20 protein-coding genes are annotated in these 25,008 nt (G+C 34.7%); 6 read left to right on the plus strand and 14 right to left on the minus strand.

Going from position 1 to position 25,008, the window contains the following annotated elements:
* Positions 1–143 precede the first annotated feature (143 nt).
* The 5 genes from BUA89_RS08670 to BUA89_RS08690 form a co-directional block, all read right to left on the minus strand.
* Positions 144–2,390, minus strand: coding sequence for a TonB-dependent receptor plug domain-containing protein (locus tag BUA89_RS08670; protein ID WP_072955856.1), 2,247 nt, complete (start codon positions 2,388–2,390; stop codon positions 144–146).
* A gap of 274 nt (positions 2,391–2,664) precedes the next feature.
* The gene (gene kdsA, locus BUA89_RS08675; RefSeq protein ID WP_072955859.1) at positions 2,665–3,474 is read right to left on the minus strand and encodes a 3-deoxy-8-phosphooctulonate synthase; all 810 of its coding nucleotides are present in this window, start codon (positions 3,472–3,474) and stop codon (positions 2,665–2,667) included.
* 225 nt (positions 3,475–3,699) lie between these two features.
* Complete coding sequence (locus BUA89_RS08680; RefSeq protein WP_072955866.1) at positions 3,700–4,224, minus strand: DUF1697 domain-containing protein; 525 nt, start codon at positions 4,222–4,224, stop codon at positions 3,700–3,702.
* 81 nt (positions 4,225–4,305) lie between these two features.
* Positions 4,306–5,793 (minus strand): hypothetical protein, encoded by a 1,488-nt coding sequence (locus tag BUA89_RS08685; protein WP_072955869.1) that lies wholly within the window; start codon positions 5,791–5,793, stop codon positions 4,306–4,308.
* A gap of 93 nt (positions 5,794–5,886) precedes the next feature.
* Positions 5,887–9,372 carry a glycosyltransferase family 117 protein gene (locus BUA89_RS08690; RefSeq protein WP_072955872.1) on the minus strand — a complete coding sequence of 1,162 codons (3,486 nt, stop codon included), beginning with the start codon at positions 9,370–9,372 and terminating at the stop codon, positions 5,887–5,889.
* A 223-nt stretch (positions 9,373–9,595) separates the two neighbouring features.
* On the opposite strand from BUA89_RS08690, the gene BUA89_RS08695 reads away from it, so the two are divergent.
* From BUA89_RS08695 to BUA89_RS08710, 4 genes are all read left to right on the plus strand, one after another.
* Entirely contained in the window at positions 9,596–10,633 is a 1,038-nt protein-coding gene (locus tag BUA89_RS08695) for a PLP-dependent cysteine synthase family protein (protein WP_072955875.1), read from the plus strand.
* A 75-nt stretch (positions 10,634–10,708) separates the two neighbouring features.
* Positions 10,709–11,980 carry an aminotransferase class I/II-fold pyridoxal phosphate-dependent enzyme gene (locus BUA89_RS08700; protein WP_178362454.1) on the plus strand — a complete coding sequence of 424 codons (1,272 nt, stop codon included), beginning with the start codon at positions 10,709–10,711 and terminating at the stop codon, positions 11,978–11,980.
* Positions 11,981–12,064: 84 nt separating this feature from the next.
* Positions 12,065–12,943, plus strand: a complete 879-nt coding sequence (locus BUA89_RS08705) for a DMT family transporter (RefSeq protein WP_072955881.1) — start codon at positions 12,065–12,067, stop codon at positions 12,941–12,943.
* A gap of 39 nt (positions 12,944–12,982) precedes the next feature.
* On the plus strand, positions 12,983–15,178 hold the full coding sequence (locus BUA89_RS08710) for a B12-binding domain-containing radical SAM protein (protein WP_072955885.1): 2,196 nt from the start codon (positions 12,983–12,985) through the stop codon (positions 15,176–15,178).
* A gap of 93 nt (positions 15,179–15,271) precedes the next feature.
* Here BUA89_RS08710 and BUA89_RS08715 read toward each other — a convergent pair whose 3' ends face one another.
* The 3 genes from BUA89_RS08715 to atpD form a co-directional block, all read right to left on the minus strand.
* Positions 15,272–16,093: a hypothetical protein gene (locus tag BUA89_RS08715; protein ID WP_072955888.1), complete on the minus strand. Its 822-nt coding sequence runs from the start codon at positions 16,091–16,093 to the stop codon at positions 15,272–15,274.
* A gap of 78 nt (positions 16,094–16,171) precedes the next feature.
* Positions 16,172–16,453: a FoF1 ATP synthase subunit delta/epsilon gene (locus BUA89_RS08720; RefSeq protein ID WP_072955890.1), complete on the minus strand. Its 282-nt coding sequence runs from the start codon at positions 16,451–16,453 to the stop codon at positions 16,172–16,174.
* A gap of 84 nt (positions 16,454–16,537) precedes the next feature.
* Entirely contained in the window at positions 16,538–18,046 is a 1,509-nt protein-coding gene (gene atpD / locus BUA89_RS08725; RefSeq protein WP_072957070.1) for a F0F1 ATP synthase subunit beta, read from the minus strand.
* Positions 18,047–18,315: 269 nt separating this feature from the next.
* On the opposite strand from atpD, the gene BUA89_RS08730 reads away from it, so the two are divergent.
* On the plus strand, positions 18,316–19,236 hold the full coding sequence (locus BUA89_RS08730) for a bifunctional riboflavin kinase/FAD synthetase (protein ID WP_072955893.1): 921 nt from the start codon (positions 18,316–18,318) through the stop codon (positions 19,234–19,236).
* Here the strand turns inward: BUA89_RS08730 and BUA89_RS08735 are convergent.
* The gene (locus BUA89_RS08735; RefSeq protein WP_072955896.1) at positions 19,233–19,586 is read right to left on the minus strand and encodes an MmcQ/YjbR family DNA-binding protein; all 354 of its coding nucleotides are present in this window, start codon (positions 19,584–19,586) and stop codon (positions 19,233–19,235) included. The two genes, BUA89_RS08730 and BUA89_RS08735, sit on opposite strands and share 4 nt — an antisense overlap.
* 96 nt (positions 19,587–19,682) lie before the next feature.
* Between BUA89_RS08735 and BUA89_RS08740 the strand changes: the two genes are divergently transcribed.
* Positions 19,683–20,339, plus strand: a complete 657-nt coding sequence (locus tag BUA89_RS08740; protein WP_072955901.1) for an NAD(P)H-binding protein — start codon at positions 19,683–19,685, stop codon at positions 20,337–20,339.
* Positions 20,340–20,875: 536 nt separating this feature from the next.
* On the opposite strand, the gene BUA89_RS08750 is transcribed toward BUA89_RS08740, so the two are convergent.
* The 5 genes from BUA89_RS08750 to BUA89_RS08770 form a co-directional block, all read right to left on the minus strand.
* Positions 20,876–21,454 carry a glutathione peroxidase gene (locus BUA89_RS08750; RefSeq protein WP_072955908.1) on the minus strand — a complete coding sequence of 193 codons (579 nt, stop codon included), beginning with the start codon at positions 21,452–21,454 and terminating at the stop codon, positions 20,876–20,878.
* Between the two features lie 21 nt (positions 21,455–21,475).
* Entirely contained in the window at positions 21,476–22,138 is a 663-nt protein-coding gene (locus tag BUA89_RS08755) for a histidine kinase (protein WP_072955911.1), read from the minus strand.
* A gap of 115 nt (positions 22,139–22,253) precedes the next feature.
* Positions 22,254–22,976: a 3-deoxy-manno-octulosonate cytidylyltransferase gene (gene kdsB / locus BUA89_RS08760; protein WP_072955915.1), complete on the minus strand. Its 723-nt coding sequence runs from the start codon at positions 22,974–22,976 to the stop codon at positions 22,254–22,256.
* A gap of 1 nt (position 22,977) precedes the next feature.
* Positions 22,978–23,598: a hypothetical protein gene (locus tag BUA89_RS08765; protein ID WP_072955918.1), complete on the minus strand. Its 621-nt coding sequence runs from the start codon at positions 23,596–23,598 to the stop codon at positions 22,978–22,980.
* A gap of 137 nt (positions 23,599–23,735) precedes the next feature.
* Positions 23,736–24,989, minus strand: coding sequence for a pyridoxal phosphate-dependent aminotransferase (locus tag BUA89_RS08770; RefSeq protein WP_072955921.1), 1,254 nt, complete (start codon positions 24,987–24,989; stop codon positions 23,736–23,738).
* Between the last annotated feature and the right edge of the window lie 19 nt (positions 24,990–25,008).

Genomic DNA, 25,008 nt, shown 5'->3' on the forward strand with positions numbered 1-25,008 from the left:
TTATAGAATTTTGTGTTGTTGTTATAAAATTTGGGAAAAGAAAAGCCTTCTGAAATTTTCAGAAGGCCTTGTAATCTTTTATCTCGCAGATAATTGAGAGTATTTTCAACTATAATCTTTCATCTGCTACCTGCAACCTACTTTTATTTAATTTTAAATTCAAGCTTTACATTAAAGAAACGCCCTGTTAAACGTACAGGAACCGGATACATCAAATTGGTATTCGCATCTGTAATCCACTGATTAGCAACCGTATTTCTGATATTAAAAGCATTGAAAACCTGAACACCTAATGTTAATTCATCAAAATTTTCCCAGAAACCGTACGCTTTGCTTTTTTCTTTAGGATCTATAAAGGCATAAGAAAGCCCTAAGTCCACTCTTTTATAAGAAGGTAAAGTTTTTTGATAGGAATAGCCTGCTAAATAATCAATATTTCTGTTTTCGTCCAATACAATAGGTGATCCTGTTGGTAATCCCATAGCATATACCAGAGTAAGGTTTACACGCATTTTAGGGAATCTCGGCATATAATCCTGATAGAACATCGCAAATCTTAACCTTTGATCTGTCGGTCTTGGAATATCTCCTCTTCCATCGATGTTTTCATAAGCTCTTGCATAACTCGCAGACAACCAGGAATCAATACCCGGCACGAATTCTCCGAATAATCGTGTATCAATTCCGTAAGCATACCCTGAAGCATTATTTTTACCGGAATAGCGAATCCTTACGTTATCCATAAAATAAGGAATCAGATCATCCATTTTTTTGTAATACAATTCCGTAGTTAATTTGAAAGGTCTGTCATACATCTGGAATTCATAATCATTCGCTAAAATAGCCTGAATTGATCGCTGAGACTTGATATTCGAATTAAAATTACCATCTAAATCTTTGATTTCTTTATAGAAAGGCGCCTGATAATAAATACCTCCCGAAAGCCTGAACAACATATCAGTATCCCAATCCGGTTTTATCGCAAACTGGGCTCTTGGAGAAAAAATAGTTTCATTGTTAAAGCTCCAGTGTGCCACTCTTGCTCCGGCATTGACAAATACTTTATTGCTTCCCCACAAAAACTTTTGGGAATATTGTGCATACGCCGAAAATCTTGTCGGCTGAATATGGTTTTTACCTGCAATATTATAATACAAGTCCAGATCAGGTGGATTTCTGGGATCCAAAAGTGTAGGAATAGGTGTGCTGTAGCCTGCAGAATCTACCAATTTCCATTCATTTGTAAGGTCTTTCAGATTTTCTTTTTCGTATTTAAAACCTACTTCGATATCCGTATTTACATTAGGTGAAAAACGTGTTCTGAACTGAGTTCCATAGGTTCTGACAAACAGATCGTTACGGGCGTGTTCGATTTGCCCACCAGTATCGTATGAAGTAACAGGTTCTCCGGTAATCGGATCAAAAGTCTGTAAAATATACGCAGAAGCAATGGAATAATATTCTCTTTCACGGTTCTGATAAGCAAAAGCATCCAAAGTGAATCTCCACTTGTCCGACGGCTTATAGTTGATGGAATAGGTTCCCATCATATTCTTATACTTATCATCTTCACGGCCGCCATAATATACATTGAGTTTAAGCGGCTGATTAAGAGTTCCGAAATCAATTTCTCTCGTTCTTGGAATCATCTCATAATCATTCTTTGAGTAATATCCGATGAATGACATCGAGAATTTGGAACTAAAATGATAATTAAGATACGTCTGGAAATCCATGTATTTCGGATTAAAATCTGTATCTTCCTTTAGAGTATTAAGAACAAGGTTGGTATTTCTGTATCTTCCGGAAAATAAAGCGGTGAATTTTTTGTTTCCATCGCTGTCTTTTCCTGCTCCAAAACCAGTGGTTAATCTTCCTCCGATTAAACTTGCTTCTCCTGAAACTTCAAATTTCTGAGGTTCGCGGTAATAGATATTTAAAGCAGATGACATTTTGTCGCCGTATCTTGGCTCAAATCCTCCTGCAGAGAAATTCACGGTTGAAACCATATCCGGATTAATGATACTTAGGCCTTCCTGTTGAGAATTCCTGATCAGGAAAGGCCTGTAGATTTCAATATCGTTGATGTAGATAAGGTTTTCGTCATAGTTTCCACCACGAACCATATATTGTGAAGAAAGCTCTGTATTTGAGTTTACGGAAGGCAGGGTTTTAAGAATTCCTTCAATACCTCCGGAAATGCTCGCTACATTCTGAGCATCTTTTGCAGAAATTTTTACAGCGGTAATATCATTGGTTTTCCCTGTTACTTTTTTCTGGAAAACGACTTCTTCAATCGTAGAGGTTTTCACCGTATCCTTCTTCTTTTTTACCTGAGAGAATACTAATGCAGGAACCATAAGGCTCAATGGTAAAACTAGTTTTTTCAAAAGAAATGTTTTAAAATTTCAAACGTGAATATATACATTTTATTTTAACTTATTTAAACTTTATTTAACATTTGTTGCTATTCGTATTTTTTGAAGATTTTATGAATCCTGCTCCTGAAATACCGACTATCACCCTAGCCCCGGTTGCAATGAAAATCCTTTTTTGCAAAAAAGATTGTAATGGAAAGCGGGAAAAAGCTACATAGAAAATTAAAACTGCTTTTCGATGTAATCAAATTGCTCCGAATGAAAATAAAAATTAAAAAAGATCAAATTATAAGATTGCTTCTCTCACTCTGGTTAATTTCTGTAAAAGATCTTCCAACAGATCCAGTCTCAACATATTAGCACCATCGGATAAAGCTGTTTCCGGAGTCGGATGGGTTTCGATGAAAATTCCGTCTGCACCGACAGCAATTCCTGCTTTGGCAACCGTTTCGATCAGATCCGGTCTTCCGCCGGTAACTCCCGAGCTTTGGTTGGGCTGCTGTAGAGAATGCGTAACATCCAGAATAACAGGCGCGTAGTTTCTCATGGTAGGAATTCCTCTGTAGTCAACAATTAAATCTGTATATCCGAAAGAATTTCCTCTTTCTATAATCGCAACTTTTTGATTTTCAGAATCTGTAATCTTTTGCACTGCAAACTTCATCGATTCCGGAGAAAGGAACTGTCCTTTTTTCAATGTTACACATTTGCCTGTTTTTGCGGCAGCCACCAAAAGATCTGTCTGACGTACCAAAAATGCAGGAATCTGCAAAACATCTACATATTGAGCCGCCAACGCAGCATGTTCGTTCTCATGAATATCGGTTGTTGTAGGGATATTGAAAGTTTCTCCTACTTTTTTAAGGATTTCCAAAGATTTTTCTTCACCGATCGTCGTAAACGAATCTACCCTGCTTCTGTTGGCTTTTTTGAAGCTGCCTTTGAAAATGTAAGGAATATTATATTTATTGGTTAATTCCATAACTTTTTCAGCAATTTTCAACGCCATATCTTCGCCTTCAATAATACAAGGGCCAGCAATAAGGAAAAAGTTTTTGGAATCTTTGTGATGAATATTATCTAAATACTGAATCATTTTTATTTTAATTAAAAAGTTCAGTAAAAATAATGATAAAGTTCGGGAATCGGAAATTATTTGAGGGCTTTAACAGACTATGATTGCAATAGTTTTGGTCTTTTGGAGTTTTTACGATGATTCTTTTTTATTCTCGCAGATTTGGCAGATTGCGCAGAAGTTTGCGTAAAAATTAATTACAAATGATTTCAAAAAAATATGCGCAATCTGCGAGAGAATTTTAAATTAAAACTTCTTTAAAATCTTCTCAAAAGTATTAATATTTCTACTCGTAAACTGATCTTTTAGACTTTTCTTGCCTAAAATCTTACCGAATGTAGAATCTAAAGTATTGCCTTTCGGGACTTGCCAATAAAAAATGCCATTAATAATTTTAGCATCTTCATTTTCTGCTTTTGAAGCATTTTCAAATTCCTGCATCAAAACTTTTTCAATACCATCATTTCCAACGAAAGTATATGAATGAAGTTCATCATTTTTTTTAAAAGGATTTCCGTTCCAGAAATTTTCTATTTCTTCCTGAGATTTGATGAACAAAAATGCTTCGTAAGAAAAATACTTGGACATTGCTTTTTCAAGGATTTGCTTTAAATCATCGGCTTTTTTATCGGATGAAAAAACAATATTTCCTGAAGCCAAAATTGAAACCACCTCGCTCATTCCCGCATCTTTGAAAACCTGACAGACTTCCGCCATTTTCATGTTGGTTCCTTTTACGTTGACGCCGCGGAGAAATGCACAGTATTTCATTTTTTTAGTGTGTTAGAGTTTTAGGGTTTTAGTGTGTATTGAGTCTAAACTTCAAGCATCCTGCTTCCATCTTCCTGTCAATTAATCAATTTTTTCGTACAAGTTATAATCCGTTCCCGAAGGTTTTAAAATGTAGATTTTCTCTAAAATTTTATTATCACTTTTCAAGTGGTCTTTCACTCGGAATTCTTTGATTAATTTGTAATGAGCTTTCAGATATTCTGCATCTTTGGAGATAAACAAATCGTCGTAAGAAAGAAGGTATTTCGGTTTTCTGTTCTTTATGGTATTAATCCAGAAATTCGGCTTATCTTTTTTGATTTCTTCCTGAACTTTTTTATCAACCAAACCTACTTCATCAATCGTTTTTAAACCAGAAAAATAAGGAACGTAGCCGGCCGGTTCAAGGAAAATCCATTGATTTTTATCCTTTTCATATTGATTTAAAAATGTTCCGATTGTTCTTCTATAATTCCATTCTCCGTTTCCTGTTGCGATGGAATGAATCGTTTGGAAAGCCAGCATTGGAATAATATAAACTACAATTAATAAAGCCAACCAAAGGTTTCTTTTTACTTTCTGTTCCAAAACAAAAATCAGAACAGGAACAAAAAGTAAGATCTGCGGAACCCAGTAATACCAATCGAAAAGGCTCTTCTGTGACAAAAAAATCAATTGCTTTACCCATCCGAAAATGAAGATCATCCAAAGGAAATAATTTCTTTTTTCTCTTTGTCTTACTAAATAAATGAAGCATAATAATTCGAAAATCAGCAATAGAATCGTCAATGGATTGAAATCTCCGGGAAGCTTCAGCATTCCCCAGAAGTTCCCGAAATTCAGTCTGAAATAGTCTAAATTCTGCTCAAAAGTAAAATGCCTGTCATAGGCTAATTTCTTTGCGACAATTGTATTGTTAACAATTTCCCCAAAGTAAAACCAATTGAAAGTTAAAGCTGTTGAAACTCCCAAAATTCCTCCAAGAATATAAGTCCATCTGATTTTTTTAATCCAAAAAATGTCTACTAAAAATACGATTCCTAAGAAAATAACGGTATCAATTCTCGTAAATAAGATTAAAATCGGAAGAACGATAAAAGCCCATTTTTTACCTTTATGAAAACCATAATACAGCAACGCCATTTCTAAACAGAAAAGAATTCCATATTCCATTCCGAGGATGGAAATTTTTATTGCGGGAGGTAAAATTCCGATTAAAAAGATGAAAATAGCTTTATGCCAGACATTTTTCAACACCAAATGTGAAAGCAATAAGCTTCCCATTGTAAAAAGGATGGAATTAAAAATAAGAAGCGGCTCGATAAAATTTTCTTTTCCGAAAACTGCATTAAACAGATAAGATACAAGAACGTACAAATGGGTGGTAGATGCAGAAATCTTCGTATTTCCGTTGAACCCGATTACTCCATAATCCAAAAGATTCTGGGCGACCCTCCAGGTGATAAATGCATCTTCCTGAATGTAATGTGTCAATAAAAATAAAAGTTTAAAAACGACTGTAAAGATTACAGCATAAATCGGGATTTTTTTATTTTTCGTTTCTGCCATTGTGCTTCAATAATAAGGCAAATATAATCTTAAAATTTTTGAATCCCAATACATAAAAAAAACGGAACCGAAGTCCCGTTTTAAATTTTGTTATTATTGCGTTGCTTTAATAATCGAATTGGTGATCTGATTTTCTTTTTCTTTCGAATAAGTAGAATCAAAAGGTTCCATCACATCGAATAAATACTGGTAGAATGGTGTTATTTTCTGCACTTCTTCCGATTCATTCATTGCTTTTTCTTTGCCCATTTCTTTAAGGTTTTCAACGAAAGTATTGAATTTCTTGTCGATCGGCTCTATTGATTTTACCAGATAATCGTAAGCTTTATCTTTCTTTCCGATTTTTGTGTAAGCATCTGTAACTGCTGAAACTACTAAAGAATATTCCATCGGCTTGGTTCTGATCTGTCTTCTTAAGTATCCCTGATCTGTTTTGCTCAGACTCATATAATAATCATACTCATCGAAGATTCCTTTTTTAAGAACTTCTGCCAATTTTAATCCTTTTCCTTCTTGCCCTGAAACAATGTACCCGTATACCATTGAACTTAATGAACGAGGATCATTATATTTCTCTGCAGGAATTTCTTTTGAAGCTAAATCTAATAATTCCAATGCTTTTCCTTTCTGTCCCATTGTTGCCAAGGCTGCTGCTGCTCTGCTCGCTGCTGCTCTGTAGCTCATAATGTTTGAAGTTGCCGTTTCATCGAAGTGAGTATTTAAATCTTTGAAATTACCCCATCTGTAGTTTTTAACAATATTATATAAAGAATTGGCATCCACTCTTCCCATATCACCATTCGTAGTCTGTGGTGTGTGAATCGGGATCAGTCTGTAGCTGAATCCGTCAAACTGAAGGTATTCATCAAGATAGAAAATGTTTTCACTGTCATAAATTCCACCTGAAGAGAAGTTAATAGGTCTTTTCCAGTCGAAGTTGGCTAAAACATCCAATAAAATCAGGTTGTTTTTATACAATGTATTTCCTTTGTACGTTACCATGATCTGATTAACAGTATTCGGAAGATCTCCCTGGCTGATAATTCCAGCCTTCACGGCATTGGCTTTATTGACAGGTAAAATGAACTTGTTTACTGGCAAAATATTGTATTTTTCATACTTTTCTTCACCAAAATACATTTTAAGAAGTTCATTTTTCGCAGGAGAAGTATACTTCAGGAAGCTGATTGCTTCTTTCATCGTCATCGAATCCTGAGTAAGATATTTTCTGAATTCTGCAAACTCCGTTGGTGGCGCTCCCTGTTCTTTCAACATAGAGAAAAGCCCTTGCCAGTCGTCTTTTTTCATCATATAGATTTGGTCATTTACCCCATCTCTGTAATCGTCGTGCGTTAAAACTCCCGGAATCGGTGCTGCGTTGTAAGTTCTTCTTTTGATCTGATCGATATTCCAAGGTGTTGAAGCCAAGGTAAAGTTAACCACTTTTACATCATCTCTGAAGTTTTCAGTTTCCTGAATCGCCCAAACAGGATAGGTGTCATTGTCACCATAAACGAACATAATATCATTTTTAGGTAACGATTTTAGTACAGAATAACCATAATCATAAGAAGTATATCTATCGTGTCTGTTGTGTACGTTATAATTCTGGAAGCCCATCATGAAAGGAACACCCAATAAAACAACACCTGCAACAATATTCGCTGCATTCGATTTTATTTTAGACTGTAAGAACCAGAGAATTGCTCCTGCTCCCAATCCGATCCAGATAGCAAAAACATAGAAGGATCCAACCATTGCATAATCCCTTTCTCTTGGTTCAAAAGGTTTTACTCCTGTGTAAAAAATAATCCCAACGCTTGTTAATACAAAGATTGAAAGCATTGCATAGAACCTTCCGAAATCTTTGTTCAGCTGAAAAAAGAATCCGATCAATCCTAAAATTAAAGGTAAAAAGAAGAATTTTACAGTACTTTCATTCTTAAATTTCGAAGGCATTTTATCCTGATTTCCCCATAATGCATTATCAATAAAAGAAATTCCGGAGATCCAGTTACCTCTTGTGCTTTCCATGTTTCCTTCAAGGTCATTCTGGCGACCTACAAAGTTCCACATTAAATATCTCACAAAATAATATCCGTTCTGAAACGTAATGAAATAATCAAGATTCTGAGCCAGAGATGGCTTCTGAACATTAATTAAATTATAAGGCTTAACCTTTAAATAATCTGCCGCTGTAATCGACTTGTTTTCGTATTTCTGTCTTAATTCATCAAAGATCTGCTTTGCTTCGGGGCTGTCTGCAACGTCTTCATTTCCATAATTAAATGTAAAATCCGGTGCTCCGTACATTGAAATGTAATTCGCCATTACATCCTTATCCTCATTAAACATTCTAGGCATAAAACCTACATGTGCTTTATTGAAAACATAATTAAAACGGTCTCCTGTTTTTCTGTATGTTCCTGTTTTCTCATCCTTTTCGTAGATTTCTCCCGTTTTCTGAGTTTTGAAACTTCCGTCTTCATTTTTCTCAATTCCGTTAGCATCTAAGAAAGCAGTATAATTCTGACCGTAAATGGTAGGCCAATCACCGTATTGTTCTCTGTTATAATAATCCAGCATCCCGATAGCATTGTCCGGATCATTAAGGTTCATTGGAGGATTAGCATTCGCTCTGATAGGAATTACCATCCAGCAAGAAAATCCGATCATCATGAAAACAACTGAAAGAGCAATTGTCTGATACACATTTTTCTTCATCTTTCTTGCGTAAGAAATCAGGAAATAACAGATTGCAACCATTAAAATGAACGCTACAATTGTTCCCGAATGGAAAGGCAACCCTAATCCGTTTACAAAGAAAATTTCCAGTTTGCCAAACATCGTCATAATTAAAGGGAAAATTCCTTTAAATACGATCGCTAAAATAACCAAAGTAATGATATTTGCCCAAATGAAATTTTTCCAGGTAAATGTGTAGTTTCTTGCATAATATACAAAACAAACCGCAGGAATAGCCAGCATACACATCATGTGCACCCCTACAGAAAGTCCTAAAATAAAGAAAATAAGAATAATCCATCTCTCACTGTCTGCTGCCTTATATTCGTTTTCCCATTTGGTGATCAACCAGACTAAAAGAGCGATGAACATAGATGCCATCGAATATACTTCCCCTTCAACTGCCGAAAACCAAAACGTATCCGAAAATGTAAAACACAATGCTCCTACAATTCCTGCAAAAAGGATAGAAATTTCCTGGTGCTTTGTAACTTCATCAAAATCTTTGTTCAGAAGTCTTCTTACAAAATGAGTGATCGTCCAGAACAAAAACAGAATTGTAAATGCACTGAACAATGCCGACATCGCATTGATCACAATAGAATAGTTTTCTCCGTTTCCTAAAGCAAAAATGGCTGCCACAGCACCCACAATCTGAAATAAGGCTGCTCCGGGAGCATGCGTTACTTCAAGTTTTACCGCAGAAGAAATGTACTCTCCACAATCCCAAAAACTGAAATTGGGTTCTATGGTGGACAAGTACGTGAAAAATGCAATGACGAAAACCACCCATCCGAGAAGGGTGTTCCATTGCCTAAAAGTCCAATTTTTCATAGTATTAAATCAATTATGCGAAAATAAGGTTTTTCGCTCACTATCTATTGTTTTTAACAAAATTTAAAGAATTTGGCTCACTTTTTGAAAACTTTCGAGATTGGATAGTAATGATAAATAAAATTTTATCTATTTTAGAGGTTAGAAATCAAACAAAAGTTTAGAAAATAAATTTATTTTTTTGTATTTTTGCCGACAGATTTTTATTGAAAAATAACAACTAATGAGTAATGTTTACGATAATATACTTGGCCTAATAGGAAATACTCCTATGGTGAAGCTTAACACTGTGACGAAAGATATTCCTGCAACCGTTTATGCCAAGTTAGAATCATATAATCCTGGACATTCCACTAAAGACAGAATCGCACTTCATATTATAGAAAACGCTGAGAAAAAAGGTTTATTAAAAGAAGATTCGGTAGTTGTAGAAACTACATCGGGAAATACAGGATTTTCAATTGCAATGGTTTGCATTATTAAAGGGTATAAATGTATCCTTGCCGTAAGCGATAAAACCAAGCCTGAAAAAATAGCCTACCTTAAAGCTTTGGGTGCTACTGTATATATTTGCCCTGCGAATGTGCCTGCTGACGATCCAAGATCATATTATGAAGTAGCAAAAAGAATTGCTTCTGAAACTCCAAATTCAGTTTATATCAATCAGTATTTCAATGAATTGAATATTGATGCGCACTACCAGACTACAGGACCTGAAATCTGGGAGCAGACACAAGGGAAAGTAACCCACCTTTTTGCATGCACAGGAACCGGCGGAACTTTATCAGGTTCAGCAAAATTTTTAAAGGAAAAAAATCCGAATATCAAGATTATCGGTGTTGATGCGGATGGATCTATTTTAAAAAGCTATCATGAAACCGGAGAAATTCATAAGGAAGATGTTCACCCTTATCAGATTGAAGGAATGGGAAAAAATCTGATCCCATCTGCCCTGCTTTTTGATAAAGTAGATGAATTTGTAAGAGTGAATGATGAAATGTCTGCCTACAGAACCCGTGAAATTGCTTTAAAAGAAGCAATTATGGGAGGTTACACAACCGGAGCTGTTACACAGGCACTGATTCAGTATGCTCAGACTAACGAGTTTTCTGAAAATGATATGGTGGTTTTAATCTATCCAGACCACGGATCAAGATATATTACCAAAGTGTACAGTGACAAATGGATGGCTGAACAAGGCTTTGTAAACAATTGTGTACACAACTATGATGAAGTTTTCAAGACAGAATTCATCAAATAAAAAGAAATAAATTTATACAAATCAAGCCTTTTTGTAACCACAAAAGGCTTTTTTACTTAAAATATTAATAAAATGTTGGATATTTTTGACAGAATAAAAGAAAATCCAGGACCTCTTGGACAATTTGCAGATTATGGTGAAGGGTATTTCATTTTCCCTAGATTAGAAGGACCTATCGGACCGAGAATGAAGTTTCAGGGAAGAGAAGTAATTTTCTGGAGTGCTAATGATTATTTAGGAATGTGTAATCATCCGGAAGTGTTAGAGGCTGATGCAAAGGCTGCTGCAGAATTCGGAATGTTTTATCCGATGGGTGCAAGAGCGATGTCAGGAGAAACAGAGCAGCACTTACAATTAGAAAGAGAGCTCGCCGATTTTGTGCAAAAAGAATCCGCATATTTATTAAATTTCGGTTATCAGGGAATGGTTTCTACCATTGATGCTTTAGTGGGAAGAAATGATGTAATCGTTTATGATGTTGATTCTCACGCTTGTATCGTTGACGGAGTAAGACTTCACGCTGGTAAAAGATTTACGTACAAGCACAACAATATTGAAAGCTTAGAAAAGAATCTTCAGAGAGCAACAAAAGTAGCTCAGGAAACTGGCGGAGGAATTTTGGTCATTACTGAAGGGGTTTTTGGAATGAGAGGGCAGCAAGGTAAGATCAAAGAAATCTGCGAATTAAAATCAAAATATAAATTCAGACTTTTGGTAGATGATGCTCACGGATTCGGAACTCTTGGAGCAACAGGAGCAGGAGCGGGTGAAGAGCAGGGCTGCCAGGATCAGATTGATGTTTATTTCTCAACTTTTGCTAAATCTATGGCAGGTTTCGGAGCATTTATCGCTGGTGATAAAGAAGTAATCAGATATCTGAAGTTCAACCTAAGATCTCAGATTTTTGCTAAATCTCTGACAATGCCAATGGTAATCGGAGGTTTAAAAAGATTGGAATTGTTGAGAACAAGACCTGAAATCAAAGCAAAACTTTGGGAAAATACTCATAAATTACAGAACGGTCTTAGAGAAAGAGGCTTTAATATTGGTGATACAAACACTTGCGTAACTCCGGTTATGATGCAGGGAACCCCTGTAGAAGCAACACTTTTGGTAAAAGATTTAAGAGAAATTTACGGAATTTTCACATCAGTAGTAGTGTATCCAGTGATTCCAAAAGGAATGATCTTATTAAGATTAATTCCTACAGCGTCTCACACGGATTCGGAAATTAACGAAACTCTTGCGGCATTTGAAGCGATTCATGATAAATTAGTAAGTGGTTACTATAAAGAGCAGGAACAAAAATTGTTGGCAGAGCAAGGTTTAAGTTTCAAAGAAATTTAATCTCCACATAAAAATTTTTAAAACCACTGACTCTATCAGTGGTTTTTTATTATACATTTTTTCAAATTTTATAGAATAATAGTAATGAAGTTAAAGGGTTATGCGTTAGGAATAGTTTCGTCGGTGTCTTATGGTTTGATTCCGATTTTTATATTGCCGGTAAAGCATGCGCATTTTTCGCTAGACATTACATTATTCTATAGATTTTTATTTTCCGCTTTAATGATTGGAGGTTATTTGCTTTATTCCAAGGAAAATATTTCTATCAATAAAAAAGAAGGATTAATTCTGGCTGCACTCGGATTATGCTATGCTTTTTCCTCAGAATTTTTATTTTTAGGATACGATTATCTTACGGCAGGAATTGCTTCCACCGTGCTTTTCATTTATCCGGTCATTGTCGCACTCATCATGTTTTTCTTTTATAAAGAGAAATTGAATAAAATTTCGGTTACCTCTCTGCTTCTTGCTTTTACAGGAGTAATTGTTCTTTGTTTGAAAGGAAAAAGTCTGGAAATTAATTATGTAGGATTAGGAATTGTCATGCTAAGTTCCTTATTTTATGCGCTTTATATTGTTATTGTCAACAAATCCGATATTAAAGTTTCCGGTTTTAAGCTGTCTTTTTATTCTATGCTTTTTACGTCCGGATATTTTATGGTAAAAGCACTTTTAGCTAAAGAGTCATTTGCTATTCCTTCATTGACTGTTTTTTTCAATTTTACAGTTTTTGCATTCTTAACGACTGTAATTTCAACATTATGTCTCGTTTTTGCCATTAAAAATATCGGTTCAACGCCGGCAGCAATTCTGGGAGCTTTAGAACCTGTAGTTGCTGTCATCATCAGTGTGTTTATCTTTCAAGAAAAATTTACTTTCAATCTATTAATGGGAATTATATTGATTCTTTTCGGAGTCATTTTAAACGTGCTGGCAGGAAGCAAAAAAATCGCTCATTCTTAAAATTGAAATATTTAAAATAACTTTGCAAAAAATTTACCGTTGAAAGATCTGCTTCTTATCACTCCGCCCTTTACCCAGCTGAATACCCCCTATCCCGCTACAGCTTATATCAAAGGATTTTTGAATACCAAAAATATCTCAAGCTTTCAAATGGATTTGGGAATTGAAGTAATTCTCGAACTGTTTTCAAAGGAAGGGATTCAGAAAATCTTCAGTAAAAACATTGACATTCAGAATATTTCAGAAAATTCACAGAGAATTTTTACTCTCCGGAACGAATATATCAAAACGATCGATCAGGTTATTTCTTTTCTTCAGGGAAAAACTCCGACTTTAGCAAGACAGATCTGTTCAATGAACTTTTTACCGGAAGCTTCCCGATTTAATCAGCTTGATGATATGGAATTTGCTTTCGGAAATATGGGTTTACAAGATAAGGCGAAGCATTTAGCAACCTTATATCTGGAAGATTTATCCGATTATATTGTCGAAAATGTCGATTCCGATTTTGGATTCAGCCGCTATGCGGAACGGTTAGGGAAAAGTGCCAATTCTTTCGACGAATTATATTCAAAAATATCAGGGAGCCACACTTTTATTGATGAATTTACATTAAAAATTTTAAAAGAAAAATTAAATGTTGTTCAGCCAAAACTAGTTTGTTTTTCCATTCCTTTTCCCGGAAATTTATATTCTGCTTTCCGATCTGCAAAATTTATTAAAGAAAATTACCCTCACATTAAAACTGCGATGGGCGGTGGTTTTCCAAATACAGAATTAAGAGAAGTTAAAGACAAACGCGTTTTTGAATTCTTTGATTTCATTACTTTAGATGATGGTGAAGTACCTCTTGAATTGCTCTATGAAAATGTTTGTCGTTCTGAGCGAAGCGAAGAATCTCAGTTTAAAAGGACTTTTTTAATTGAAAATGAGGAAGTTACATATAAAAACAATTCTAAAAAACATGATTATAAACAATCGGAAATTGGGACACCCGATTATACTGATTTACAATTAGATAAATATATTTCGGTAATAGAAATTGCCAATCCGATGCACAGTTTATGGAGCGACGGAAGATGGAATAAACTCACTATGGCGCACGGCTGTTATTGGGGAAAATGTACTTTTTGTGATATTTCTTTAGATTATATTAAAATCTACGAACCCATTTCAGCCAAAATTCTGGTGGATAGAATGGAAGAATTGATCCGTACGACCGGAGAAACAGGTTTTCATTTTGTGGATGAAGCTGCTCCACCTGCTTTGATGAGAGAAGTTGCTTTGGAAATTCTACGAAGAAACCTTGTCGTAACCTGGTGGACAAATATTCGTTTTGAAAAAAGCTTTACCAAAGATTTATGTTTTTTATTAAAGCTTTCGGGCTGTGTTGCTGTTTCCGGAGGATTGGAAGTAGCGAGTGATCGTTTGTTAAAATTAATTGATAAAGGGATTTCTGTAGAACAGGTTGCTAAAGTGACAAGGAATTTTACAGAAGCCGGAATCATGATCCATGCTTATCTGATGTATGGCTATCCCACTCAAACGATTCAGGAAACTGTTGATTCTTTGGAGATGGTTCGTCAGTTATTCGAAATGGGAATTCTGCAAAGCGCATTCTGGCATCAGTTTGCCATGACTGCCCACTCGCCTGTTGGAATCAATCCGGAAGAATTTGGGGTAACTCCGATTAAACAGGAAATATTGTTTGCCAATAACGATATTGATTTTATAGACAAAACCGGAATCGATCATGGGAAATTTAGTTTTGGTTTAAAGAAATCTTTGTTCAATTATATGCACGGAATTAATTTTGAACTTCGACTTCAGGAATGGTTTGATTTTAAAATTCCGAGAACAACCATTCATCCGGATTATATCCATGACTGTTTGCTAGAGGATGAAGATTTTAAATTTAAAGGTAATTCTAAGGTCATTTTTTTAACGAAAAACGTAATCGCTGAGAATCGCATAAAAACAAAAAAGAAATATATTTACCCGTACACGAAAATTACAGTACATTTAAAAACGAACATTCTAAGCATTGATTTGGAACAGGAACACGCAGAATGGCTGATGAAAACGTTTAAGGAAAATGCTTTGGATCAATCTAAAAAAATAACACTCCAACAATTGAAGGATAATTTTGAAGAAAGTCTTGAAGATTTCGAATTATTCTGGTTTTCGAAACCGATACAACAGTTGAAAGAAAATGGTGTAATTTTAAGTTTGTAGATTTCTACAAAATGACAAAATTTAAAACCAAGCTATAAACAAAAACTCTTGAATTTGCATTCGAGAGTTTTTTGTTTATAATTGAATTTGACTTTATTTTTCAATTCCATCCTTTATAACGGCACCGGCTTCCAATTTTCCCTGAATTTTAATAAAATTCGGATCCAGAATAGCCATCCTTTCTGCTATTGCTTTATAGGTTGGAAATTTCAGAATTGAAGCTCTGCCGGACATTTCTCTGTACAGTGTAAAAGTCTTTCCGCCGGCTGTTTTAATTTGTTTAGTTGTGGTAATATATTTTCCTATATATTTACTTTTGGCATCATAGATTTCAATATCAACAAAAGTTTTATCCATAATTGTCTCTTCTGATCCGAAACTTGGCGGTAAATTCGTGAAATAGCCAACGGGTTTTCCATTGCTCAGAATTTCCCCTACATTGTTAACCGTGATATTCAGCTTATCAATCTTACTTCTTATTGAATAGGCATCTTTTGTCTTTGTGTCCAGCTTTCTTTTAGGATTATTTTTAAAAAGTTCATCAAGATTTTTGATGTTGACCCCTCTTTCATCAATAATTTTTAAGCTTTTAACCGATGTATAAGCCGCAGATTTTTCTTCACCGGAGAAAGCCGAAGGAGAAATATAATCCAGCTCTAACGTTTTATCCTGATTGTAAATTCTATTTAGCTTAATATAACTGTCCCGAACGGAATCCACCACACTTTTATCAACGAATTCAATCGTATAAATAGGAGTTTCCTTTAAATCCATAATGGTATAAATACCCGATTTATCAGAAATTTTTGCCACATGAATACCATCCAGACTTACAACTCCCCTTTTGATTTTAACGGTCTGAGCATTTATTAAAGTTCCTAAAATTGTAAATAAAATGATTAAACTTTTCTTCATAAAATCAGATTCTTACATAAATAAAAAAGTGTAACCAAAGTTACACTTTCTTGAAAATATATTTAGCTTTTCATTTAATTATTCACAAAGGATAATTCCTTTATTATGATTAAATTCTACAACACCGCTTTTGATAGGATAAGAAAAAACTGAGTCTTTCTCGTTTTCCTTGGTAAGGTTTTTAGCATAAGCTTCGTCCACGGACTTTGCAAATAACTTCACTTTACCACCTATTAAAGAAGAAACAATTCCTGCGTGATTATTCATGATGTGGAATTCACCATTTTTTCCAGGCAATAATACTGATTCTACTTCTCCTTCAAAAACTACGTATTCTGGTGTTAAAATTTTTATATTCATTTTAATTTAGATTTGAAGATTTCAGATTTCAGATTTCAGACAACTTTAAAGTCTCATGTCTATTATCTAATATCTTATGTCTAATTAAGCGTTATCAGCTAACATTTTTTGTCCGGCAGCGATCGCTTCCTCGATAGTTCCTTTCAGGTTGAAAGCAGCTTCTGGTAAGTGATCCAATTCACCGTCCATAATCATGTTAAATCCTTTGATGGTATCTTTGATGTCTACCAAAGATCCTGGGATACCTGTAAACTGTTCTGCTACGTGGAAAGGCTGAGAAAGGAATCTCTGAACTTTTCTAGCACGGTAAACCACTGATTTATCTTCTTCAGAAAGTTCTTCCATACCTAAGATTGCGATGATATCCTGAAGAGCTTTATATCTCTGTAGAATCTCTTTTACTCTCTGAGCACAGTTGTAGTGATCGTCACCGATAATTTCCGGAGCCAAGATTCTTGACGTAGAAGCCAATGGATCTACTGCTGGATAAATACCCAATGAAGCGATCTTTCTATCTAGTACCGTAGTTGCATCCAAGTGAGCAAACGTAGTTGCAGGAGCCGGGTCAGTTAAGTCATCCGCAGGTACGTAAACCGCCTGTACTGAAGTAATTGAACCATTTTTAGTTGAAGTAATTCTTTCCTGCATTGCACCCATTTCAGAAGCAAGTGTCGGTTGGTAACCTACAGCAGATGGCATACGACCCAAAAGTGCAGATACCTCAGAACCAGCCTGTGTAAAACGGAAAATGTTGTCTACGAAGAAAAGTACGTCTCTACCTTGTCCGCTTTCTCCACCGTCTCTGTAGTACTCAGCTAAAGTAAGACCTGAAAGTGCTACTCTCGCTCTTGCTCCAGGTGGCTCGTTCATCTGTCCGAAAACGAATGCAGCTTTAGAATCTTTCATCGCTTCTAAATCTACTTTAGAAAGATCCCAACCTCCGTTTTCCATAGAGTGCATGAAATCATCACCATATTTAATAATACCTGATTCCAACATCTCTCTCAAAAGGTCATTTCCTTCTCTCGTTCTTTCACCCACTCCGGCAAAAACTGAAAGACCTCCGTGTCCTTTTGCAATATTGTTAATCAACTCCTGGATCAATACCGTTTTACCTACACCTGCACCACCGAACAATCCAATTTTACCTCCTTTTGCATAAGGCTCAACTAAGTCGATTACTTTAATACCTGTAAATAAAACTTCTGCAGAAGTTGAAAGTTGATCAAATTTTGGAGCTGGTCTGTGAATTGGTAGACCACCCTCCTTAGAAATATCTTGAAGTCCGTCGATAGCATCACCAACAACGTTGAATAGTCTTCCGTTTACCGCCTCTCCGATTGGCATCATAATAGGATTTCCGAATCCGATTACATCCTGCCCTCTTTTAAGACCGTCAGTAGCGTCCATTGCAATACATCTTACTGTATCTTCGCCAATATGTTGTTCTACCTCTAAAACTACTTTTTCACCGTTTTCTTTTGTAATTTCTAACGCATCATAGATCGCTGGAACTGCTTCCACGTCTGTAAAGACAACGTCGATTACCGGACCAATAATTTGAGAAATTTTACCTTTAATTTGGTTTGCCATTGCTAAATTTTTTCTTGGTGCAAATATAATGATTCTTCGTAAACCTGCAATTGGTAAAAAACAGATTTTTATCATGCTTTTTGCTGGTGCAGCAATATGAGAATTTAACCATTTACCAATCAATTCACTGATAACAGAATTAGGTAATATATTATAATAGGATAAATATTATTAAATTCAAACCAACTTATTAATCAGTTGCTATATTATTATATTCTTACGTAAATTTGCTACATTATTTCTATATTTGCAGTCAAAATTTTTCCGTTTTGAAAGTTTTCAAAAATTTTAAAGATTATACTTCTCAAAAGCCTTTAGCATTGTCTTTGGGAATGTTCGACGGGGTTCATCTTGGTCATAAAAGTATTATAGATGAGTTGATTGAAATTGGTTCTGACAACAATTTAGAAACCGCTGTCCTTACTTTTTGGCCTCATCCGAGATTTGTTTTTAACCCAAATGAAAACCTTAAACTTCTGAATACTTTAGAAGAAAAGAAATTTTTAATGGAAAAATACGACATTGAGAATTTGTTCTTAAAAGAATTTGATGAAGAATTCAGAAACTTGACAGGGGAAGAATTTGTCCGTCAGATTTTAATTGATAAACTGAATGTCAAATATTTAATTATCGGTTACGACCATTCTTTCGGAAAAAATAAAAGCGGAAACTTCGAATTGCTTCAAAAACTATCAAAAGAACTGGATTTTGAAGTTGAACAAATGGAAGCTATCAATATTCACGAGAATAACATCAGCTCAACCAAAGTCCGAAATGCACTGTTAGAAGGTAATATTAAGGAAGCCAATGAAATGCTGGGCTACTCCTACTCTGTTTCCGGAACAGTCGTTCATGGGAAAAAGATCGGAAGAACGATTGGTTATCCTACGGCAAACATTGACACTGAACCGATCAAACTTTTACCTAAAAAAGGAGCTTACATTGTTGAAGTTTTTGTGAAAGGCCAGCAATATAAAGGAATGCTGAGCATAGGAACAAATCCTACAGTAAACGGAGAAAAATTAACAGTAGAAGTTTATATCCTTGATTTTGAAGGAGATATCTACGATGAAAAAATTACTGTAAAATTCAGAGATTTTCTTCATGACGAAATAAAATTCGAAGGCCTTGAAAAACTAATTGAAAGACTCGACGAGGATAAAAGATTAACCGAAGAATTTGATTTTTAATTGCTTAAAATATCTTCCTTTGCTTTTTTCGTTAATGAATTAAATACCAATTCATACGACTGATCGATTAATTTAAAAACAAGATCCCTTTTTAAACCGTCTACCATAACCGAATTCCAGTGTGTTTTATTCATGTGAAAAGCACCTGTAATCTGTGGGTGTTGCTCACGGAGCTCCGCACTCCACTCGGGATCTGTTTTAACATTGATGTCCAAAGGTTGTTTTTCCAACGCCATCAATAAAAACATTTTTGTTCCTACTTTCATCACAAGCGTTTCATTATCAAAAGGAAAACTTTCTGTCACCCCTTTTTTTGCAAGGCAATACTCTAAAATTTCGTTGGCATCCATACTTTAAGATAGGTAATGAGTAATTAATAATATTTTTTACTTTAATTCAAATTTAGTAAATTTAATAAACAAACATCAACCAACAACGATATTATTATGAAAGCTCTCGTCATCGGTGCTACAGGCGCTACAGGAAAAGATTTGGTTAATCAGTTACTCAATGATAAAGATTTTGATGAAGTGGATGTTTTTGTAAGAAAACCTCTTGATATTCAAAATGATAAATTAAAAACGCATATTGTAGATTTCGAAAAACCTGAAGAATGGAAAAATGAAGTGAAAGGCGATGTTGCGTTTTCCTGTCTTGGAACAACATTGAAAACTGCAGGAAGTAAGGAAGCTCAAAGAAAGGTGGATTACGACTATCAATACGAATTTGCAAAAGCCGCCAAAGAAAATAATGTTGATGACTATATTTTGGTTTCGGCATACGGTGCAGATCCAAAGTCAAGAATTTTCTATTCTAAAATGAAAGGTGAACTGGAAGAAGCTGTAAAACAGCTGCATTTTAATAAGATCACCATTTTCAAACCGGGAATGTTGGAAAGAAAGGATTCCGACAGAGCCGGAGAAGTTCTGGGAAGCCGGATCATCAAATTTGCCAACAAAATTGGATTACTTGAAAGCCAAAAACCATTACCAACCGACGTTTTAGCCAAAGCAATGATCAATTCTTCAAAAATTAAAAGTAACGGATATTCCAGTATAAAATTGGGAAATATTTTTTGCTTTGCGGAGAAAAGTAATGATTGATGGGTGAATAATTAACGGTGAATTCTGAATTTTTATTGCGGTTTAATAGTCAAAAATAGTTGGTGAAATTCTTTGTATTGCCGATTGTTACTGATGATACAGAAAGTTTGTTGAACTTTGTTTCAATAAACTTTTTTTATGGCTGAAAAATTCAAAAAAAAATCGTTGTTGGAGTTACAATTTTTTTTATAAAAATCTAAAGTCGTAAAAGGTTTTTTTAAGCCATAGAGCTGTTCCAATAATTTGCAAAAAGGATAGCAAAAGCCATCCTCTAAACTATTGTTTACAACGTTGATTGTATTGCTGATGAGTTTCTCCTCAGCATTGCTCATTTCCTTTACCAATAAACAGCCAAATATTACGAATTATTTTTGTGAAAAACACCAACTATTTTTGACCACATTACCTTTATTGCTAATATTATAAACGCTTCGACTCCGCTCAGCGTGACATTCTCTAATACTAACTGTTTATTTATCAGAATAGTTATAACATGTCACGCTGAGCGGAGTCGAAGCGTTATTATTATTTAATTTTTATTTCAAATACTTTGTAATCGCTTCATCCGTAGGTTTTGTAGTACTTACAAAAGAATCGATCAGTTTTCCATTTTCGTCGATTAAAAACTTGGTAAAGTTCCATTTAATATCGGAATTTTTTACACCATTAAGTTCTTTTTCAGTTAAATATTTAAAGATTGGAGCAGTATCTTCACCTTTCACAGAAACTTTTGCAGCCATTGGGAAAGTTACCCCGTAATTTTTCTGACAAAAAGCTCCGATTTCTTTATTGGTTCCCGGCTCCTGTCCTCCGAAATTGTTGGCAGGAAAGCCTACTACCACCAATTTATCTTTATACTCTTCTGAAACTTTTTCAAGATCAGCATATTGCGGAGTAAATCCACATTCTGAAGCAGTGTTTACAATAAGGATCTTTTTCCCTTTGAAATCTGCAAAATTGATCTGTTTTCCTTCTTCCAAGGCATCCACTTTGAAATCGTATATTGATTTTCCCATAAGTTCTTTGGTTTTAGCTTTAGATTCTTCGCTTTTTTTCTGAGCGCAACTGTTGAAGAAAGCAACTACAGACAAAAACATGATAAATAACTTTTTCATAACTAAATTTTATTATTTGATTTAAAATTTAAACGTATTCGCTGGAAATACCTTATTAATATCAACTCTGTTGATCAGCATTACATAATCTCCGTCCTTTTTTGCACTTGAGGACTCAATTCTGAAAGGCATAGACAAATTTCCTACTTTCTTATAATCTGAATACAGTAAAGTTTCATCTTTTTTCATTTCTTTCAGCAACATATAGTTTTTTGTATCGAAATAATAGATGTTCTTATTAACATTTTTCGTTAATTCTACTTTATGACAGTAAATATCACCGACTTTTTCTTTACCTAAATATTTTGCTTCAAAGCCCTTATTTTCCCAATCAATAAAGTCATTATCAAAACTTTCCGGAACATATTCCGCATATTCCTGAACTTTGTTGGTAGCGTAGTTCATTGCATAACCTTTCGCGCCGTCGTAACCTTCAATCGCAGTGTCTTTTCCACCGATTGTAATGACTGTTTTTGTAAGATTAGGACGTTGCTGATAAATTTTGATGGGGTATTCGTCTTTTATTCCCAAGATTACTCTTCCCTGCAGCAATACTGAATTTAATAACTTCCAATTCGTTAATCCTCCCGATAATTCAATGTTCTTATCAATGATTTCCTTTGCAGTCTGTGCAAAAATCGATTGCGAAAATATCAGGACGAAAACTAAAAGTAACTTCTTCATTAATTTTATTTATAAATTCAAATATAAGGCTTTTTTAATTTGAAAATTTGAAAATGGGGCAATTTGAAAATCCAATTATAACATCATATTTTCCAATGATCTAATTAAAAAATTTTCAAATTAACTTTCTTGCTTTTTCCAGATCTTCTGGCGTATCAATCCCGACTCCGATGAAATTCGTTTCTATCAGCTTGATTTTCATGCCATATTCGAGATAACGAATGCATTCGATCTTTTCTGAAATTTCCAAAGGCTTCATTTCTAATTTTGAAAACTGAATCAAAGCATGTTTTCTGAAGGCGTAAACTCCGATATGTTTAAAATAATTTACATCATAAGAAATCTCTCTGTGAAAAGGAATTACAGAACGGCTGAAATATAAGGCAAAACCATTATTATCCGTAATCACTTTTACGTTATTAGGGTTTTCGATCTCTTCTTTTTCAGTCAGCTTAATTTTTAATGAAGCTAAAGAAATCTCCTGATTTTCATCGTTATAAAAAACTTCGATTAATTGTTTTAATGGTTCTAGCTTTAAAAACGGCTCATCACCCTGAACATTGATCACGATATCACAATCAATATTCTGTACAGCTTCGGCAATACGATCGCTTCCTGTTTCGTGCTGTCCCGTCATTACCGCTTTTCCTCCGTTTTTCACGATTTCATCAAAAATAATTTCAGAATCTGTTGCTACAAAAACTTCATCAAACAAACCTGTTTCCAAAACATTCTGATATGTCGTTGTAATGACGGTTTTCTGTCCCAATATCTGCATTAATTTAGCCGGAAAACGGCTTGCTTCATAACGAGCCGGAATAACTGCGATGATTTTCATTTTATAAAAATATTAATGATGATTCTAATTTAAATAATTTGCTAAAAAGATAATTGCTTAGATCCATGAAATGTAAAGAAAGGAATAAAAAAAATCCGAAACCGAAGCTTTTCAAAAGATTCCCTTTGCAGTATTTTGAATTTTTAAATACAAGACGTAAGGCACGGAAAAAGATCCAGTACAGCATGGCTGCAAATAGTAAAATCATTATCCAGAAAAAAACTCCCAGAAAATATAAAATAAAGATGAAAACGACGGAAAATAAAACCCATAAAATTACAGAAAGTATAATATCATCGTAACCTCCTTCGCCTCCCAGACTTACATCCGGTAAATCCAATCCGTCTATTTTTGGCCTATTTGTCCTGTATTTTTTTATTTTTTCTTTATTTACAATATGGCCTACGTTATCTTTTAACTTTAACCCATAATATAAACCTAAACTAATAAAAAGGAAAAAAGCAATGCCTAAAATTGATGTTGATATAATAGAATTCTGAAATAAAGATCTGTGAGATCCAGTTCCTGAAAACCAAACACTTAAAACAACCAAAGTAATAATTCCTATTGTTGAATAACTCAACAATTTAGTTTCTATAAAGAATCTTCTTGGAAGTTTCATATTTCTGAGTAGAAAATTTTACATTTCAAAAAAATGCTTCGACTACTCTCAGCATGACTTCTCTCAAAATAAACTGCTGATAACAGTTTGTAGAGGATTGTCATGCTGAGCTTGTCGAAGCATCTATATTTTAAAAATTACTTTAAAGCATTTAATGCATTCTCCAATTTAGGCATCATGGTAAAAATTTCTTCAGTTGCCAAACCTCCTACAGAAGCTCTGAACCAAGGCTCAGATTTTTCTTCCCCGAATGCAGAGAAAGGAACCAAAGCAACTCCTGCTTCGTTGATTAAGTAGAATACCAAATCAGAAGAATTTTCAATAACTGTTCCGTCAGGTTTTGTTTTTCCGATATAATCTAATTTAATGGTAAGATAAAGCGCTCCCATCGGTTCAATACTATCAACCGCAAGACCTTTTCCTTTTAAATCCTGAATTCCGCTGTGAAGAACTTTTAAGCTGGCTTCTAACTTACCTTTAAAATCTTCCACGAAAGCGTTTACTTCCTCCGGATTTTCGTAATATTTTGCTGTAGCTTCCTGCTCCGGTTTTGGTGCCCAAGCTCCAACGTGCGTTAAAAGAGCCTTCATTTTATCCAAAATATGAGACGGACCGAATCCCCAACCTACACGAACTCCCGTCGCAGCAAGGCATTTTGAGATACCATCGATATAAACTGTATATTCTTTCATTTCAGGGAAAAGGGATACAGGATCTACGTGCTCTGCTCCGAAAGTAAGATTAGAGTAGATTTGGTCATACATTAAATACAATGGCTTTTCATTTTCTCCTCTCTTTTTGTTTTCTTCTAAAATCAGTTCGCAGATCTCGGAAAGTTGTTCTTTTGTAAACATTGTTCCTGTTGGGTTCAATGGCGAACAAAGTGCTACCAAAACTGCTCCGGATAAGTGTGGTCTCAAATCATCTGCAGTCGGAAGGAAATTGTTTTCAGGAGTTGTCTTCACTTCTACAGCATCTGCAGAAGTAAGATAAGCGTAATGATTGTTGTTCCAAGACGGTATAGGATAAACCACTTTGTCACCTTCATCCACGATGGTTTTGTAAACCGCATAGATCAAAGGTCTTGAACCGGCAGTAATTAAAATATCGTTTGGAGAATAATCAAGGTTCCATCTTGTTTTTAAATCTTTAGAAACTTCTTTTCTTAAAGATAAAAGTCCATTTGCAGGCGGATAATTTGTCAGATTATTCTGATAAGCTTTCTGAATTTCTTCCTTCAATTTTGCCGGGATCGGATAAATATTAGAATTCAGGTCACCAATCGTAAGATTCGCGATCTCCGCTCCTTTTGCTTTTAAATCATTTACTTCATTACCAATTTTTACAATTTCAGAACCGATCAGGTTCGCCGCTAATTTTGAAACTTTCACTTTTATTTTAATTTAAATT

Origin of the sequence: Chryseobacterium arachidis (genome assembly GCF_900129245.1) — a bacterium.
Lineage (GTDB): Bacteria > Bacteroidota > Bacteroidia > Flavobacteriales > Weeksellaceae > Chryseobacterium > Chryseobacterium arachidis.

Bases quoted from the DNA above. Each gene is read 5' to 3' on its own strand.
- kdsA (WP_072955859.1), bottom strand. From the start codon at position 3,474: ATGATTCAGTATTTAGATAATATTCATCACAAAGATTCCAAAAACTTT.
- BUA89_RS08680 (WP_072955866.1), bottom strand. From the start codon at position 4,224: ATGAAATACTGTGCATTTCTCCGCGGCGTCAACGTAAAAGGAACCAAC.
- BUA89_RS08685 (WP_072955869.1), bottom strand. From the start codon at position 5,793: ATGGCAGAAACGAAAAATAAAAAAATCCCGATTTATGCTGTAATCTTT.
- BUA89_RS08690 (WP_072955872.1), bottom strand. From the start codon at position 9,372: ATGAAAAATTGGACTTTTAGGCAATGGAACACCCTTCTCGGATGGGTG.
- BUA89_RS08695 (WP_072955875.1), top strand. From the start codon at position 9,596: ATGAGTAATGTTTACGATAATATACTTGGCCTAATAGGAAATACTCCT.
- BUA89_RS08705 (WP_072955881.1), top strand. From the start codon at position 12,065: ATGAAGTTAAAGGGTTATGCGTTAGGAATAGTTTCGTCGGTGTCTTAT.
- BUA89_RS08715 (WP_072955888.1), bottom strand. From the start codon at position 16,093: ATGAAGAAAAGTTTAATCATTTTATTTACAATTTTAGGAACTTTAATA.
- BUA89_RS08720 (WP_072955890.1), bottom strand. From the start codon at position 16,453: ATGAATATAAAAATTTTAACACCAGAATACGTAGTTTTTGAAGGAGAA.
- atpD (WP_072957070.1), bottom strand. From the start codon at position 18,046: ATGGCAAACCAAATTAAAGGTAAAATTTCTCAAATTATTGGTCCGGTA.
- BUA89_RS08735 (WP_072955896.1), bottom strand. From the start codon at position 19,586: ATGGATGCCAACGAAATTTTAGAGTATTGCCTTGCAAAAAAAGGGGTG.
- BUA89_RS08740 (WP_072955901.1), top strand. From the start codon at position 19,683: ATGAAAGCTCTCGTCATCGGTGCTACAGGCGCTACAGGAAAAGATTTG.
- BUA89_RS08750 (WP_072955908.1), bottom strand. From the start codon at position 21,454: ATGAAAAAGTTATTTATCATGTTTTTGTCTGTAGTTGCTTTCTTCAAC.
- BUA89_RS08755 (WP_072955911.1), bottom strand. From the start codon at position 22,138: ATGAAGAAGTTACTTTTAGTTTTCGTCCTGATATTTTCGCAATCGATT.
- kdsB (WP_072955915.1), bottom strand. From the start codon at position 22,976: ATGAAAATCATCGCAGTTATTCCGGCTCGTTATGAAGCAAGCCGTTTT.
- BUA89_RS08765 (WP_072955918.1), bottom strand. From the start codon at position 23,598: ATGAAACTTCCAAGAAGATTCTTTATAGAAACTAAATTGTTGAGTTAT.